We start from the raw sequence: 17,128 nt of genomic DNA, 5'->3' as shown, positions 1-17,128 counted from the left end.
CACATTCCTTCCCTAGAAACGGATTTCTTCACCTTTTTCGCTAGATTCATAGACACCGCATAGTATTTTCATCATCTCAACCCCGTCCTGTACAGGGGAAAGAGTCTCTTTTTTACCTTGGCAGACTTCAATGAAGTAATTAATTTCATCTTGAAAGCCGGCAACAAAGTCGAAGGAAAGGTTATTAATCTGCGGTGTGAGGTTCAGAATGGTGTCATACTTCTCTGTGATGATGGATAGCTGCGGCTCCAACTCGGCTCCGCCTTTTTCCCCATACAGCTTCACTGTCAATTCATCTTCCTTAGCATGAAGCGTAAAGCTAACATCAACTAGTATGGAGGCACCGTTCTCGAATCGAATCAAAGCATTGGCCAAATCTTCGACGGTATTGTGTGTAGGGTCATAATCAGCAGCTTTATAAAAAGCCAGGTTCTTCACATTGGCACGATTGCCAAGTTTTTTATAGGTATTACCGGAAATTGATTTTACTTTAGGACGTCCCATTAAGTACCAGCAAAGGTCAATGACGTGGACACCTACGTCGATAAGCGGGCCGCCGCCCGAACGATCCACATCGGAGAACCAGCCCCCGGGGTTGCCTAATCGACGAATGCACGATGCCTTCGCGTAGTAAATGTCGCCGAGCTCGTTGTTATCGAGGAACGATTTGATGATGCGGGTATTCGAGGCGTAGCGACGAACAAAACCAACTTGCAGCGTTTTGCCAGTACGACGAACGGCGTCTTCGATTTCTAACGCCTCTTTCACCGATGTACATAGGGGCTTTTCGGTGAGTACGTTTTTACCAGCCTCCAAGGCGGCAATGGAAATTTGGGCATGGCTATTGTTCCATGTACAAATGCTAATTGCATCTATAGCATCATTAGCAAGCAATTCTTCATAGCTCGTATAGATATGTTGGATGCCGTATTTTTCAGCTTTTGCTTTCGCGCGTTCCTCGTTTAAGTCACAGATGGCATAGAGTTCAGCATTCGGATTCGTGTGATAGGATTTCAAATGCATTTCGGAAATGGAACCTGCGCCAATGATACCAATGCGTATTTTACTCATGTTCATGCTCCTCTTCTTATGAATGATTAATGTTAAACAGGTCGAATTGCAGGCCAAGCCAGCTCGATACCGTAGCTTTCAAGCATATTCTGGAAAGTGCGAAGCTCAGTAGCCTCATTGCGAACTTCCCGAGGCAAGATGCCACGGTCGATGCAGCGGCTTGCGAGAAAACCGGCCGCTTCGCCAATGTTCCACTCGACGGGATGCAGTCGGTAACATCCGTTGGTGATGTGGGTGACACCCAGATTTTTGCAAGCTGGCAGCAAGTTGTTCATTCGGATCGGAATCAAGCTTCCCAGCGGAATCTGGAAGGGCAGGGAAGAGATATCTATATAATGACGGTTCCCCGTACTCGGATGGAGGTCGATGCGGTAACAGCCGATACCAACGGAATCAGGGAACTGTTCGGCTTTTCCGTCAGGACGGCACGCTGTACTCACATGTTGTTCCAGAACGGTAAACTCTGCCTTGATCCTGCGCGACTCTCGTATGTAGGGATACATAGCCAGTCCGTCATCCGTACCGACGATATCTGGACGCAGGCGAAGACCAGGGTAACCTTGCCCGCCATCAGGTCGAGGAGCTTCCGTTTGCAGCCAATAAAGCAGGGATAAGCTAAGTTGTTTCGCATCCCATAGGTGCTTCTCTCTGTCCTCTGCGCTGACATCAATCACAGAGCCCAGCCAGTAGTCGTTCTGCGGCCAATTGACCAATGTAATGTCTCCTGGATAAAAGCCTTCCTCGAAGTTCCGGCTATCAATAATGCGCCGATAGAAGAATAAGGAGTATTTGTCCGTGCCTTCAAACAGTTCATAGGAGACATGTTCCAGCGTACTCGGGCGAACACCGGACCAGCTGAGCAGACGATCAGGCCAGAATTCCGCTTTGTATGCCTTCCAGAAGTCATAGCGCTCGGGGCGTGCAATAGTGTGATCTTCACCTTCGATGTAATCCATAGCGAAGCAGTAGGTGAATCCTTGCATGTCTTGCGGTAGGGCATCACCCTCTACGGCATTCGGCTCACCGGTCTGACTTTTAGATTCAGCACCTGTAACATATTCCGCACCCGCAAGTGGCAGAGCATCGCCACACTCGGTGGCGTCAAGGAAATAAGCAGCATGAAGCGTAATGCTATCGCCGCTTGTCAAATTGCGCACCGTGACGGAACGCACATCATCGCCGTCCACAGATACGGATTCTAGGCGATGGCGAGTTAAAATCTGTAAACGCCCGCTGTTGACGTAGGGAGCGAGCATATCTTGCAGGACAGCTAACGCAGCCCGCGGCTCATGGCATAACCGTGAAACGCCGCCATTACCTGGATTAAGCAGCGTTCGTGAACGCGCTTCTGAGGTAAGTGGGAAATGACGGCGGTAATAATCGCGCACGCCATCTCGAAACTGACGATAACTGCGTGTACAGCCAAATTGTTCGATCCACGGGTGCTCATCTGGCGGAACAGCCTGGCTCGTTAATTGCCCGCCGATCCAGTCGGTTTCCTCGGTCATGATCACTTTTTTGCCGGATTTGGCAGCGGCGAGTGCAGCTGTGCATCCACCGGTTCCACCGCCGATCACGACGATATCAACCTGGTGGTTGTGCGTATGGGGATTGCTTTTTGTGTTAACCAACGATGATTGTCCCTCCTTTAACCAATTCGCCTGCTAGCATTCACAGGTTATCCCTATTGTATTACAGCTGGTAAATAGCCACAGCGGAGGACCATGACTTCTTTTGGTACTTTAATAACCCATTCGCTGTGAAAAAAAAGGGATTGTACAAGCGAGGGCGAAGAATGAATACCTAGCAGGATAACCGTGTGTGAATATAAATTCGTAATAAGGGGAGATAGTTGGAATGAAAAATCAACAACAATCAAGTGACGTCTTAAAATTGGATGCCAATATGAGGATTCCGCAACCAGGTGACCAGCAGTTCGAATGGTACTCACCGATGGAGCAACCTTTTTCTTTAGCAGGTTTTGGATGGCTGAGGGAGGAACAGTTGTATCGCAGGCTGCCAGTAAATCCCGCTTGGAAACTGCCCGAGGCAGTTGATAACTTGGCGAACTGTACGGCTGGTGGGCAAATTCGCTTTACAACGAATGCGGTCTCACTTTCTATTAAGGTAAAGCTGTCCAGTGCTGCGAACATGTATCATATGCCAGCAACAGGTCAATGCGGATTCGATTGCTACATCGGAGAGCCAGGTGAACAGTACTATTACAGTACGGCTCGCTATGATGCGAAGCAAACCGAATATGAAAGCGTTATGTTTACAGATATGGAACGCGCAGATAGAAGCATTACTTTGAATTTCCCACTTTACCAAGGCGTTCAAGAGGTATGGATCGGTTTGGACCCAGCTGCATCAATCTCCTCTCCACCAGCCTACGATCACAGCGAGAAGATCATCTTGTATGGGACTTCAATCACGCAGGGAGGTTGTGCGACCCGTCCTGGCATGGCCTATCCCAATATCCTATCCAGGCGAGTGAATATGGAATTTCTAAATTTAGGCTTCTCTGGTAATGGCAAAGGTGAGCCTGAGCTTGCGCACGTTATAGCAGAAATCCCGGATCCTGCCTGTCTTGTCTTGGATTATGAGGCTAACTGCGTATCCACGGAACTGCTGCAAACGACTTTACCCGAATTCATTCAAATTTATCGAAATAAACATCCATATACGCCGATTCTCGTGCTATCTTGTATTACTTATGCGAAGGAAAGGTATAGCAAGCTGTTGACGTTAGAAAAGGAAGAGCGTAAAGAAGTTCAGCTCCGGACCGTCGAGCAGTTGCGTGAAAATGGAGATGTTAACATCTATTTTTACGATGGCACAACATTACTAGGCGACAATGCGCACGAATGCACCGTTGATGGTGTGCATCCGACTGATCTCGGATTTATGCGAATGGCGGACGGGCTCACTCCTATTCTTAAGAAAATACTCGCTTAGTTGGTTGCTGGTTTGGTTACGAGGGAAGGGGAATGAAGGATGAAAAGAATGAGGGCAGCTATTCTAGTCATGCTCGCTTGTTGTTCAACTGCTGGCTGCGGCATTCCGAATTTGACCTTGAAGGAAGAGAATAAGGTGGGAACAGCAAGTGAACCCGCTATTCGAATCGTTGTAAACAGCCTAGGTATGAATTTCCCGGAGGGAATGGATGAGAATCATAATCCTTATCTTCGTTATATTGAGAAAAACATTGGTGTTAAGGTCAATGTGACGCTCCCTCCGCTCAATGGTTACGATGAAAAGCTAAATGTCATTATGGCGTCTGGCGAGCCCCCGGATTTGCTGAATACAAGTGATCCATCGTGGTTTATCCATTTCGTAAATCAAAAGGCGCTGACGCCTTTGAATGAATATATTGAGAAATACGGCGCCAATTTGAAGGCCAAAATCCCTAAGGAAGCTTGGGATAATGTCACCGTGGATGGCAAGATCTATGCGATACCGAGTTTGAACGAGGTGAAAGGAACCGAAATCATCTATGCCAGGAAGGATTGGCTGGATAAGCTTGGGCTGCAGCCTCCTAAGACGATCGCGGAGTATACAGCGGTGATGAAGGCATTTGCGGAGAGAGATCCAGATGGCAATGGGAAAAAAGATACGTATGGCCTATCGATTCTGGAACGGCTACGCAGAACATCGCCATTTCTAGGTGCATTTGGTGTACAAATGAAAGCCTGGTACGTACGCGACGGGAAGCTAGTTTATTCCGGGGTCCTCCCGGAAATGAAGGAGGCGCTTCTATATCTAAGAGGCTTGTATGACGCTGACATTCTAGACCCCGAATTCCCATTGAATAAAATTGATGTGTTAGGTGAAAAGATTGTTAGCGGTCGCGTCGGTCTATTCTCAGCAGCATGGTCGGACACGCGCGCACATATTGCGGCAAACCGTAAAATCGATCCGAAAGCGGAATGGATCCCTCTGGATTTCCCCATCGGTCCGAATGGGAAGCATGGTGTCTACAGCACGTCCAACGTCCGTTCCTACAACGTGATTCCAAACAAGAGCAACAAAGCTGAGGCTGTTGTTAAGTTCTTGGATTTCGTCGCTGGTCCAGGACAAACAAGCTTAAAGCTCGGCTTTGAGAACGAAATTTGGACGAGGGTTAACGGGAAATTATCCATTCGGTTTGATGAACATTCGAAGCATGGCTATCGTGGTATTTATGGCGCGTTGGCGGATATGGCAGATCCGAATGTCACACGAGATCGGCTGGATGCCCTTGGTTCACAGTTCCGCCTTTATGATAACATCCAACGGATCGAACAGAATTTGATGGTTGACCGATTCAATGGGCCCCCAACACCAGCTATGGGCAAGCATCAAGTTAAACTATCTAAGCTGCAAGAGGATACGTTTACGCGAATTATTGCAGGCTTAAGCCCAATAGAAGAGTTCGACGCTTTTGTGAAAAAGTGGAAGGAAGCCGGCGGTGATGAAATTACTGGGGAAGTGAATGAATGGTGGCGAGAAACCAACAAATGATTAGAGAGTTCCTATCCAAAATTCGTAAATTACTAGCCGGTTATATTCAGGTCCGGCTAACCTGGTATTTCCTTCTCATATTGCTCCCTTTAGCTGGATTTAGCCTGTTCGCCATAGCCAAATCGCAAGTCATTCTGGAAGTGCAGACTGGGGAAAGAACGCAGGGAGCACTGCATACAATGACGGATTATCTCGACCTGACCTTACAAAATATTGAACAGTTGTCCTCCTTGATCGCGTTTGATACGAATGTCAACACTACCCTGCAGTCTGTTGGTCAAGAGCCGGAAAAGCATTCGTTCGTTCATTTTGCCCAAGTGATGGATCAGATTACAAGTATGACGACGGTCAATCTGATTGTTGATCAAATCACGATTATCCATATGCCCTCACGTACGGTCATTTCCACCAAATTCGGTGGAGGCAAGCTGCCATCCGGGGCTGAGAACCAAGAATGGTATCAGCATTTGATGGAGGCTAATGGAGGGACGATTTTTTTTACACCGCAGGCGGGTGAATCCTACTTCGATGCAGACAGTGTGCATCTGATTCGGACGATGGATCCGTATAACCGCACGCTGATGAATCCGAATTTACTTATTTTATCTGTCAAAAAGAGTGCACTTATCGAGCTTGCGAAACCGCTGCTGCCTTCCAAAAACGCGAATATTTATCTCTTCGACAATGACGGGAAATCGATCACAGGGACAGGTGGAAGTGTAAATGCTCAAACGTGGGAGAAGGTAGACCAAGTAAGAACGATTCGTAAATCACCTCAAACAGGGACGGAGATGGTCACGATTAGCGTGAAATCGAAGTTATCTGGGTGGTCACTTATGATGGAACAGCCTTTATGGGAAATCAGGAGTCATACCGACTCGTTGAAAATATTTTCTTATGGCATTTTAGTCGTCAGCTTAGTCTTGGCGATTTGGACTTCTTGGATTATTTATCGAGGCATATCAGCGCCGCTGCGTAAATTAGCTTATGGGATGAAGCAGCTCCGCACGGGGAATTTCACCATCCAACTGGAGGATACACGGGTAGATGAATTAGGTTATGTGATAGAATCCTTTAATCGGATGGCGGAGAATCAGAAAACACTGATCCGGGATCACTACGAGAAGCAGCTTTTATTGTCCAAAATGGAACTGAAATTTTTGCAGTCTCAAATTAACCCGCATTTCCTCTACAACACCTTGGATTCGATTTATTGGACGGCCAAAAATTATGAAGCAGATGAAATCAGTGAAATGGTGTTGAATCTATCGAAATTTTTCCGTTTAAGCTTGAATAAAGGAAATGAGACCTTTACGGTTAAGGAAACGATCGAACATTTGAAGTATTATATTAAAGTGCAGCAGCTGCGATTCCTAGACCATTTTACGGTACGCTTCGACATTGCGGAGGAAAGCGCGCATTATCATGTACTTAAGCTCCTTCTGCAGCCCTTGGTAGAGAATGCCGTGCTGCATGGCTTAGAGAAACAGAGCAACGGTGGAGAACTCGCTATTTCCTCCTATGTGGATGGCGGTCATCTCGTCCTCGAAGTACGCGACAATGGTGTCGGAGTCAGCGAGGAAAGGCAGATCTATATTTGCGGCAAATTAGAAGAGGCAGCTAGGCAAGCGGCCGAAGGGAATTCTACGAATACTAAAAAAGAAAAGGATCTGTTCGGGTTGCGAAATGTTGTCGCGCGAATGAAGATGTATTATGGGAATGACTCCCAATTTCTATTTGAGAGCGGTCATCAGATGGGGACTCGGATTACACTCCGTCTCCCACTCGACATGTGTGAATCCCCGTTAGAAGAACAGGCATGGTAACGCTCACGGAAGTAATCAGCATGATAAATATAACGAAAAAGAAGATGATGTGATGGGACCCGCATTTAGCTTGAGACGAAAAGCTTTTATGCATAAGTATTTTTCCGGTAAAGTGATGGATTATCAACAGATTATTGGCTTATATATACCGATTCTCATTGATCAGTCTTTCCTTGTCGGACTTAACTTGGTGAACATTGCGATGATTAGTTCGTCGGGTGTTGCCGCCGTTAGCGCAGTAAGTATGATTGATTCACTTAACATATTTCTGATCAGCGTATTCGTGGCCGTGTCGACAGGTGGAACAGTTGTGGTCGCCCAGTATAAAGGTAGCGGAAACGACGGCATGGTTGCCAAAGCAGCAGCTAGCTCCATTTCCTTGGTGTCGTCATTTGCGCTTGGCATTAGTTTGTTAATGATTGTGTTTCATACGCCCGTCTTGACGCTGCTGTTTGGGACAGCCTCTGCGGAAGTGTTCGCTTATGCCAAAACCTATCTGATCGGGAGCAGCGTATCCTATGTGGGTATCGCCATTGTAGAGGCAGTTTGCGGTGCATTAAGAGGAATCGGAAAGTCCCGAACTTCCTTGAAACTCTCTTTAATCATGAATTTATCCTATGTCCTTCTGAATGTGATCTGTATTCATTTCTTACATATGGGGGTACATGGGTTGATCATCGCTGTGAATGTGTCCAGATTTCTGGCGGCCTTCGTAGCTATCCTGTATGTGGTGAAATTAGATACGAATTTCCGCATGCGATTGTATGACTTACTACATGTTAATATCGCGATGATGAAGAAAATTTTATTTATCGGGCTGCCCTTTGCGGCGGAGCAGATGTTCTTTAATGGCGGTAAAATTGTAACGCAAGTGTTTATCGTGAGTCTTGGCACGCATGCCATGGCGACGAATGCAATTGGCGGCACGCTCGCAGGTGTGTTACAGATTCCGGCTGCCGCGTTATCGCTGACTACGGTAACCGTGATTGGACAATGTATGGGAGCGCAAAATGTGAAAGACGCTCGTAAATTTGCCAAATCGTTTCTCTGGCTTGCGTCGTTTACACTCTTCCTGACGGCACTGATCCTCGTTCCGCTGTTCAACCCGCTGGTTAGCCTATTTCACCCACCGGATGATATCCTGCGGGAGCTATTCATCATCGTGTTGATTAATGCCATTGCACAAATCCCACTCTGGCCAATCAGCTTCCTCCTGCCAGCAGCGCTTCGAGCTGCGGGGGATTCCAAATTCACCTCCATGACTTCGATGCTGTCTATGTGGTTGTTCCGGGTCGTTCTGGGGTATGTGCTTGGCATCGTGTTTCATATGGGCATTATCGGGGTATGGTTAGCGATGAATATTGAATGGGGCGTTCGTGGACTCATATTCCTATGGCGCTTCAAGGGGGATCAATGGTATCGTCATCGATTGATCGAGACAGCTACGGATACCAAGTAAGAAAGACACCTTCTTAGCGAAGGTGTTTTTTCTTGGCGAGTGGCGTTTGGAGCATGCAACTTCTACAATGGCGTATATCTCACATAAAAACACGACAAATAGGGTGTCCCGAAGTAGATTTCTCTACTTCGGGACACCCTATCCCTTTAAGGCACTAAAGTTCCCACTCGATGTACATTTCTCGGATTAGCCGTAATAGCACATGTGAGTTCTCTTTACAAACGCTTCTAAACGACACCTTGTGCGATCATTGCGTCGGCTACTTTGGTGAAGCCTGCGATATTGGCGCCGACTACGAGATTGCCAGGATGGCCATATTCCTCAGCTGCTTGCACAGCGCTTCTGTAAATATTTTTCATAATCGCGTGGAGCTTATCGTCTACCTCATGGAACTGCCAGGAGTATCTCATGCTGTTTTGAGACATTTCTAGCGCCGATACGGCAACGCCGCCAGCATTCGCTGCTTTGGCTGGTCCAAACAAAACGCCTGCCTGTAAGAAGACGTCAATCGCATCTAAGGTGGATGGCATGTTCGCGCCTTCGCCTATGGCTTTTACCCCATTGCTGACAAGCAGTCTTGCTGATTCTTCGTCGATTTCGTTCTGTGTGGCACTCGGAAGCGCGATATCACATGGAATGGACCAGATACCATTACAGCCTGCATGGTAAGTTGCATGAGGATGTTCCTTCACATACTCACTAATTCTCGTACGCTCAACCTCTTTCAAGCGACGAACGGTTTCGAGACAGATGCCTTTTGGATCGTGGATATAACCATTGGAGTCGCTGCAAGCAACAACTTTAGCGCCTAATTGAACGGCTTTTTCAATGGAATAGATAGCCACGTTACCAGATCCAGAAACAACGACTGTGCTTCCGTCGAAGCTAAGACCTTTGGAGTTCAACATTTCATTTACAAAGTAAACACAGCCGTATCCAGTCGCCTCTGTACGGCCTAAGCTGCCACCATAGATTATGCCTTTCCCAGTGAGCACACCAGATTCGTAAGCGCCGCTTATGCGCTTGTATTGACCGAACATATAACCAATCTCGCGCGCGCCTACACCAATGTCCCCTGCTGGCACGTCCGTATCCGGTCCAATATATTTATAAAGCTCTGTCATGAAGCTTTGTGTGAAACGCATAATTTCATTATCGGATTTGCCTTTAGGATCGAAATCGGATCCACCTTTACCGCCGCCGATCGACTGACCCGTAAGGGAGTTCTTGAGTGTTTGTTCAAAACCTAGAAATTTGATAATGCTAGCATTAACGGAAGGGTGAAAACGCAAACCGCCCTTGTACGGTCCAATTGCACCGTTAAATTGCACACGGAAACCACGATTTACTTGCGTAATCCCTTGGTCATTTACCCATGGAACTCGGAAAGTGATTAAACGCTCTGGCTCCACAAGGCGCTCAAGAATGCCGTGTTTCATGTACTTCGGCTGCTTAGTGAGAACTGGAATTAAAGATTCAATAATTTCTTTAACAGCTTGATGGAACTCTGTCTCATTCGGATTACGTTTGACTACGGTTTCGTATATACCTTGTACATATTCTCTTGCAGCTACATCATTTTCAACTTGAACTAACACACTGTCATCCACCTTCGCAATTTAAATATAATAAAAAAGTTTATTAGTATAGTTTTACCTTATTCGAGCCATTTGGGCAATCAAAATTTACATGTCATGTAAGCTTACTAAATGATGTTACGAAAGTGCCCATTGGACTAAATTTACAAGCTGTAGTATACTTTGCGAAGTGTGAATTAGATTAGAGAATATGCAACATTCAAGCATATAAGCTTATTATGGAAAAGAAAAGGAATTGGGATACATGGATAATCGAACACCACGCGTAGATCCTCGGGTTCTTCGAACACGTCAATTGCTTAAAGACGCCTTTGTCGAATTGCTTCAGGAAATGGATATCGAGAAAATTTCGGTTAATCGCATAGCAGAGCGAGCTACCATTAACAGAGTTACGTTTTATCTGCATTATCGAGATATTCCGGATATGTTGGAGAAGATGGCGGATGAAATGATTGAAGACATCAATCGCATTTTGAACAATGCGTCGGCGAATCAGATTGCGAAGGAAGAAGAGGATTGGCCGATGTTAGTGAACTTGCTGGAGCACTTTGCCGAGCATGCGAAGTTTTATAAAGTCGTACTGGCTTCAAGACGAACCCCGATTTTTACAGATCGCATGTTAAGGCTTCTGACGGAGTTAGTAACCTCACGCATTGAGAGGATGGGGGATGAATCCGTTTTAGCCACAGCAGGTATTCAAAAGGATATTGCCATATGGTACGGTTCATCCGCCTTAATTGGTACAATTGTTGCTTGGCTTCGTCAAGATATGCCTTATACACCTGTCTATTTGGCCAAGCAATTTATTTTGATGCGTACTCTATCGTGAGAAAGAGAAAGCAATCCGAAACTATGCTAAAAATAATCGAGAGGTGAGCGGAAGCTCACCTCTTTTTGCGACTAGCCGAGCTAAGGTTGTAAATATCAAATCCCTACTCCACAAACTGCACTCCCTGAACAACGGCTACTCCATATACGCCATCTCAAAGACCAGCTACTCAACAAGCTCCCCTCCATCTCTAGCTACTCAACAAGCCACCTCCATCTCTAGCTACTCAACAACCCTCCTCCATCTCCAGCTACTCAACAAGCCACGCCTCCATCTCTAGCTACTCAACAAGCCACCCCTCCATCTCCAGCTACTCAACAAGCCACCTCGATCTCTAGCTACTCAACAAGCCACCCCTCCATCTCCAGCTACTAACAAGCCATACCACCACTCCAACACCAGTTAGCATTTAACTGGAAAACCTGATGTTAATTTCTCGGTATTCAGTCATTTTTTAGATTTAAATGGAAATTATGAAGTTATTTTGGTTGGTTTTGCGGGAATCAGCGATTTATCTTGAAATTAGATGCATGTTTTCCAGTTATTATTGGAAAAGCCAATAAATACCTAAATTTAACTGTAGGTTATCCAGTTATTTGGAAAACAAGGCGTCACACAAGGATATTTCCCTTGGATGGCTCCTTTTTCACGTTTCGGGATACATATACGTTCAACCTGTTAACCCAACGAAAACATGTATATTGAGCAAGCGGCCTCCTATAGATATGCTTGGGACATTCAACGGAGAGGGAGTGTAGAGATAATGACACAAGAACAATGGATAGGAGATGCCTGGGAACAAGGCGTCCGTAAAGTAAAGAACACGAGCCTGAGATTAGGTGCAGCATTTCCTCATGGCTCGAACGACGGTCAATTCCAATTGACCTCACCGCATTACTGGACAGCAGGTTTCTGGCCAGGGATCTTATGGCTCATTTATCAAGATCGCCAAGATGAACAATTACGCCTCTTGGCAGAGGAATGTGAAACACAGATGGATGCTGTAATTGAGGCATACGAGCCCCTAGATCATGACATGGGCTTCATGTGGATGCTAACTTCGATAGCGAATTGGCATCTCACCGGCAATGAGCAGTCCAAACGCCGAGCGTTGAAGATTGCCAGCCATTTGGCGGGGCGATTCAATATCAAGGGAAGCTTCATCCGTGCATGGAACAGCCCGGAGCGCGTAGGATGGGCGATCATTGATTGCATGATGAATTTGCCGCTGCTCTACTGGGCGTCGCAACAAACGAATGACCCACGCTTTAAGCACGTTGCAGAGGGCCACGCGGGAATGGCCGCCAAGCAGTTTATTCGCGAGGATGGCTCCGCGTATCATATCGTCTGCTTCGACCCTGAGACGGGCGAACGCACAGGTGCGCTCGGTGGCCAAGGCTATGCGGAAGAGTCCGCATGGGCACGGGGTTCGGCCTGGTCGATCTATGGCTCGGTGCTCAGCTACCGCCATACCGGCCGTGCCGATCTCTTGGCAGCAGCGGAGCATGCAGCCTCATTCTTCTTATCACACTTACCCGAGGATAAGGTGCCGTACTGGGATTTCCGATTGCCTACCTTCGAGGGGGCATCGCGTGATACGAGTGCCGCAGCGATTGCGGCATGCGGACTGCTGGATCTGGCTGCGGTATGTGCAGGCGATCGGGCACTCTTTTATAAGGAACAAGCGTGTGCGATCTTGCAATCCCTTTCCATTCATTATGTTGCAGATGATTCCGAAGAAGCGATCCTACACTCAGGTACGGGCAACGTGCCGATGAATCAGAATATCAATAAGCCGCTGATATACGGTGACTATTACTATATGGAAGCATTGGCGAAGCTGCAAGGACATCCCTCTTTTTGGGAAATAGGGGCAGCTAAAGCCTAATATATCAAGGTTTTTCACATGTATATCACATGAAAAAGTGTATATCGGACAGTAAATATCCGCATTACATCAGCCTGTTAATTGATCAAAATCATGTATATTGTACGGATGACGGATCAGCAGGTACGATGAGTTCAAATTACAGAGCAAGGAAGTGACACCGATGAGTCAGACACTCCCTCCTTCAACACCAGCGATGGTTAAGCCGAAGGCGAGTACAGCAAAAACCAAAAATAATTGGCTAGTAAGGAAGTATGGCAAACGCGTATTAAAACAAAACATTCCCTTGTACATCATGTTTGTGCCCATCATCCTTTTCTACCTTATATTTAAATACTACCCGATGACGGGACTGGTTATTGCCTTTAAGAAATACAGCTTTATTAAAGGGATCTGGGGCAGCCCTTGGGCAGGCTTAGACAGCTTTAAAATGATCTTTCAAACGAAACAAATTTTTGGGATCGTGTGGAATACCTTAAAACTGAGTGGGTTAAGCATCATTATTGGTTTCCCAGTTCCTATTATATTAGCACTGCTGCTCAATGAAGTGAGGAAGTTGCGATTCAAAAAGTTGGTACAAACGCTTGTCTATCTGCCACATTTTCTCAATTGGGTTATTGTTGGCGGCATTGTCGTTACGGTCTTTTCGCAAAGTACAGGAACACTAAACCATGTGATAGAAAAGATTTTTGGTGAATCGTATCCGTTCTTATATAAGGAGTTTTCTTGGATTAGCATTTTTCTAGCATCGGGTGTGTGGAAGGAAGCCGGTTGGAATGCGATTATTTATCTCGCAGCACTAACAGCTATTGACCAGAGCTTATATGAAGCATCGAGCATAGATGGCGCGAACAAATGGCAGCAAACCATACGCATTACATTGCCTGCGATATTACCAACGATCATTATTATGCTAATTCTGAAGATCGGACATCTAATGGAGTTAGGCTTCGATCAAGTGTATGTCCTCCAGAATAATGCTGTCTCTGAAATATCCGAGGTTATTAGTACCTTCATGTACAAAATCGGTATTCAGCAAGCGAACTTTAGTCTTGCGACAGCAATGGGATTGTTTGAATCCTTGGTTGGTTTAATCTTGGTGCTTACAGCCAATCGCATTGCACGCCGCTTCGGCCAAGGTTTATGGTAGGCGAACACATGACCTACTAACAAAAGTTAAGAAGGAGAAGCTTATGAAGCATTCACGAGGAGAAAAGGTATTTTACGCCCTCAACTATATATTTTTATTCATCATTGGACTCAGCTGCTTGTTGCCTATAATTCATATTCTAGCGCTGTCACTGAGTGATAAGCATGCGTTAATGTCAGGAACGGTTAGCTTTTGGCCAGTTAATTTGAGCTTAGACGGCTATAATGCTCTGTTCAAGGAAAGCCCAATCATCAAGGATTTTAGGAATAGTGTGATCATTACGGTGGTAGGGACATTCCTGAATATTGTGTTCACAATCCTAGCTGCCTACCCGTTGTCCAAGCGTTATTTTATCGGACGCAAATTTTATTCATTCGCTATTATTTTCACCATGATCTTCTCAGCGGGTCTCATTCCTACTTATTTATTAGTCCAAAAACTAGGGCTCATCAATAGCTACGGTGCCCTTTGGTTGCCTGGATTGATTACAGTGTGGAATCTCTTGGTTTTGAGAAGCTTTTTCGAAGGATTGCCAGAGGAGTTGGAGGAGGCTTCCCGTATTGATGGCTGCTCCGAATGGCGCTTGATAATTCAAATTGTGTTGCCATTGTCATTGCCAGTCCTAGCTGCATTAACCTTATTCTATGGGGTAGGCCACTGGAATGCTTTCATGAATGTACTGATTTATATCAATGATTCCAGCAAACTGAATTTAGCGGTACTCGTGCAACAAATGATTCAGAATCAAAGCTTGATGCAGGAGATTTCGAATACACAGCCTGATTTGGCCGCAGTGATCACACCAGAGGGTGTTAAAGCGGCAGGGGTTATTGTTATGACATTACCGATGTTAATCGTATATCCATTCTTACAACGGTTTTTCGTCAAGGGTGTCATGGTCGGTGCAGTAAAAGGATAATGGTAATTCATTGAAAGGGGTGATGTGGAGCACTAAACATGGTAGTCTTAGTTTTACATGTAGATGAAATTATTGGGGTTATCTTAAAAATGCACGTACATTACATGAGGGGTGACTTATTCATATGTATACAATCAGCAAAAAGAAAGCAGCATCCGTTTCCTTAGCATTAGTACTTTCCAGCACGGCGCTACTTACGGCTTGTGGATCAGATAAGGACAAGGCAGCTAGCACAACAACACCAAGTACCGCAGCTGCAGCTACAGCAAGTGCGAAACCGGCAGGACCTAAACCCAAGATTACGGTTTCCATTTATGATCGTAACAATGTACCTGAAGGTGAAGGCACGATTACGAATAACCGCTGGACGAAGTGGATTAATGAAAATGCACCTGTGCAAGTTGAGTTTGTCCCTGTTCCACGTACGAACTCTTCGGAGAAGTGGAACGTTCTGTTCGCTTCTGGCCAAGCACCTGACTTAATCTTGGAATTCTCGAATCCTTATATGAAGGATTTGGCGTCCAAAGGACAAATTATTCCGATCGATGATGCCATTGCGAAATATTCCACGAATTACAAGAAAATGATCGCTGGCAATGAGTCTTTACAAAAATTAACGAGATTTAATGGGAAAACGTACTTCTTTGGTCGCAGTCTTCCATTTGCAACTAACCATTATGTGATGGTCCGCCAGGATTGGTTGGATAAATTGAAGCTGCCAATGCCAAAAACAACGGAAGAATATCTCCAAGTTGCGAAAGCGTTCACAGAGCAAGATCCTGACGGTAATGGCAAGAAGGATACACTGGGTTCAACTTTCTGGGATGTAGACTATATGTACCAACTAGGGCAAGCGAGTGATGAAACATTGCCAATGATCACGTCCTATCATTTAATCAATGATCAATATGTACGTACATGGGATCGTCCAAAAGCAGATTTAGCTTTCAAGAAAGCTCTGTATGAAGCTGGCACTGTAGATAAAGATACGTTCACAGACAAAAATATGGCTAAAGCACAGCAAGATTGGGTAAACGGCAAGCTTGGCATTTATGGATCAGATGGTTTAGAAGGTGCAAAAGGATATGATGTCTACAATACGCTGATCAAAAATAATCCAGATGCGAAAGTAGCGATTCTGCCGCTTCCGAAGTCTGAAATAGGTCAATTCTCACCTGCAGGTGCAGTACCTATGCAATTTATGGGTGCCATTAATGCAACAGCGAAGAACGTAGAAGCCGTTGTTCAATATGTGGATTGGTTGATGACACCAGAAGTTCAAAACACATTGAAGTATGGTATGGAAGGCGTTAACTATAAGATGGTAGACGGTTGTCCGAGACCAATTGATGCAGCAAAAAACAAGAAAGAATTAGATTGGAATGGCGACTTCCAAATGGTGTCTCAATTGGGCACGATGGGGAAATGTGCGGATTACACGAACCAACTAGATCCTTCGAAGCCGAATGATAAAGCCTATATTGACTTGATCAACCAAGGTAAAGCTGCATACATTTCAGCTGATCGTCCAACTACGTCCGAAATCGTACTTCCAGTTACTTTGACAGATGATCTAACTGTTATTAAAAACACATTGAAAAATACACTTACAAACATTTATACAAAAGCTGTTGTTGGTGGAGCAAGTTATACGGTTGAACAAGCAATGAAAGATGCTCAAGACGCTTGGGAAAAAGGCGGCGGTAAAAAAGTCGATGACTTCTATACAAAAGCCTATACGGATAACAAAAAAGACGTTATTTACACGAAAGATTACTATAAATTGTTGACGAAATAAGTTAACGACAATCATGTACACAAGTTAAATCAAAGTTTTAGTCCAACATGTGCTTCCTTCCTGCTGTTAGTTAGTTCGGAAGGAAGC

At 45.4% G+C, this 17,128-nt stretch carries 12 protein-coding genes; 9 read left to right on the top strand and 3 right to left on the bottom strand.

Going from position 1 to position 17,128, the window contains the following annotated elements:
- Positions 1-12: 12 nt before the first annotated feature.
- Entirely contained in the window at positions 13-1,071 is a 1,059-nt protein-coding gene (locus AB4114_RS03350) for a Gfo/Idh/MocA family protein (RefSeq protein ID WP_441987132.1), read from the bottom strand.
- Between the two features lie 32 nt (positions 1,072-1,103).
- Complete coding sequence (locus AB4114_RS03345) at positions 1,104-2,702, bottom strand: FAD-dependent oxidoreductase (protein ID WP_441987131.1); 1,599 nt, start codon at positions 2,700-2,702, stop codon at positions 1,104-1,106.
- Between the two features lie 226 nt (positions 2,703-2,928).
- Here AB4114_RS03345 and AB4114_RS03340 point away from each other — a divergent pair, with 226 nt between their 5' ends.
- From AB4114_RS03340 to AB4114_RS03325, 4 genes are all read left to right on the top strand, one after another.
- Positions 2,929-4,029 (top strand): SGNH/GDSL hydrolase family protein, encoded by a 1,101-nt coding sequence (locus AB4114_RS03340; protein WP_441987130.1) that lies wholly within the window; start codon positions 2,929-2,931, stop codon positions 4,027-4,029.
- A gap of 39 nt (positions 4,030-4,068) precedes the next feature.
- Positions 4,069-5,574, top strand: coding sequence for an extracellular solute-binding protein (locus AB4114_RS03335; protein WP_441987129.1), 1,506 nt, complete (start codon positions 4,069-4,071; stop codon positions 5,572-5,574).
- Positions 5,550-7,400 carry a cache domain-containing sensor histidine kinase gene (locus AB4114_RS03330; protein WP_441987128.1) on the top strand — a complete coding sequence of 617 codons (1,851 nt, stop codon included), beginning with the start codon at positions 5,550-5,552 and terminating at the stop codon, positions 7,398-7,400. The genes AB4114_RS03335 and AB4114_RS03330 overlap by 25 nt, the downstream gene beginning before the upstream one ends.
- 88 nt (positions 7,401-7,488) lie before the next feature.
- Positions 7,489-8,859, top strand: a complete 1,371-nt coding sequence (locus tag AB4114_RS03325; RefSeq protein WP_441987127.1) for an MATE family efflux transporter — start codon at positions 7,489-7,491, stop codon at positions 8,857-8,859.
- Between the two features lie 227 nt (positions 8,860-9,086).
- On the opposite strand, the gene gdhA is transcribed toward AB4114_RS03325, so the two are convergent.
- Positions 9,087-10,457, bottom strand: a complete 1,371-nt coding sequence (gdhA, locus tag AB4114_RS03320; RefSeq protein WP_312886278.1) for an NADP-specific glutamate dehydrogenase — start codon at positions 10,455-10,457, stop codon at positions 9,087-9,089.
- Positions 10,458-10,701: 244 nt separating this feature from the next.
- Here gdhA and AB4114_RS03315 point away from each other — a divergent pair, with 244 nt between their 5' ends.
- The 5 genes from AB4114_RS03315 to AB4114_RS03295 all read left to right on the top strand — a co-directional run bounded on the left by AB4114_RS03315 (position 10,702) and on the right by AB4114_RS03295 (position 17,041).
- Positions 10,702-11,286, top strand: coding sequence for a TetR/AcrR family transcriptional regulator C-terminal domain-containing protein (locus AB4114_RS03315; RefSeq protein WP_441987126.1), 585 nt, complete (start codon positions 10,702-10,704; stop codon positions 11,284-11,286).
- Positions 11,287-12,049: 763 nt separating this feature from the next.
- A complete protein-coding gene (locus tag AB4114_RS03310) occupies positions 12,050-13,174 on the top strand; it encodes a glycoside hydrolase family 88 protein (RefSeq protein ID WP_441987125.1) in 1,125 nt (374 codons plus the stop codon).
- Positions 13,175-13,337: 163 nt separating this feature from the next.
- Positions 13,338-14,324: an ABC transporter permease gene (locus AB4114_RS03305; protein ID WP_441987124.1), complete on the top strand. Its 987-nt coding sequence runs from the start codon at positions 13,338-13,340 to the stop codon at positions 14,322-14,324.
- A 43-nt stretch (positions 14,325-14,367) separates the two neighbouring features.
- The gene (locus AB4114_RS03300; RefSeq protein ID WP_441987123.1) at positions 14,368-15,243 is read left to right on the top strand and encodes a carbohydrate ABC transporter permease; all 876 of its coding nucleotides are present in this window, start codon (positions 14,368-14,370) and stop codon (positions 15,241-15,243) included.
- Between the two features lie 124 nt (positions 15,244-15,367).
- Positions 15,368-17,041 carry an extracellular solute-binding protein gene (locus AB4114_RS03295; protein ID WP_441987122.1) on the top strand — a complete coding sequence of 558 codons (1,674 nt, stop codon included), beginning with the start codon at positions 15,368-15,370 and terminating at the stop codon, positions 17,039-17,041.
- The last annotated feature ends 87 nt before the right edge of the window (positions 17,042-17,128 follow it).

This window comes from Paenibacillus sp. 2RAB27 (genome assembly GCF_052115445.1).
Taxonomy (GTDB): Bacteria; Bacillota; Bacilli; order Paenibacillales; family NBRC-103111; genus Paenibacillus_E.
This window is presented reverse-complemented; position numbering and strand designations above follow the sequence as displayed.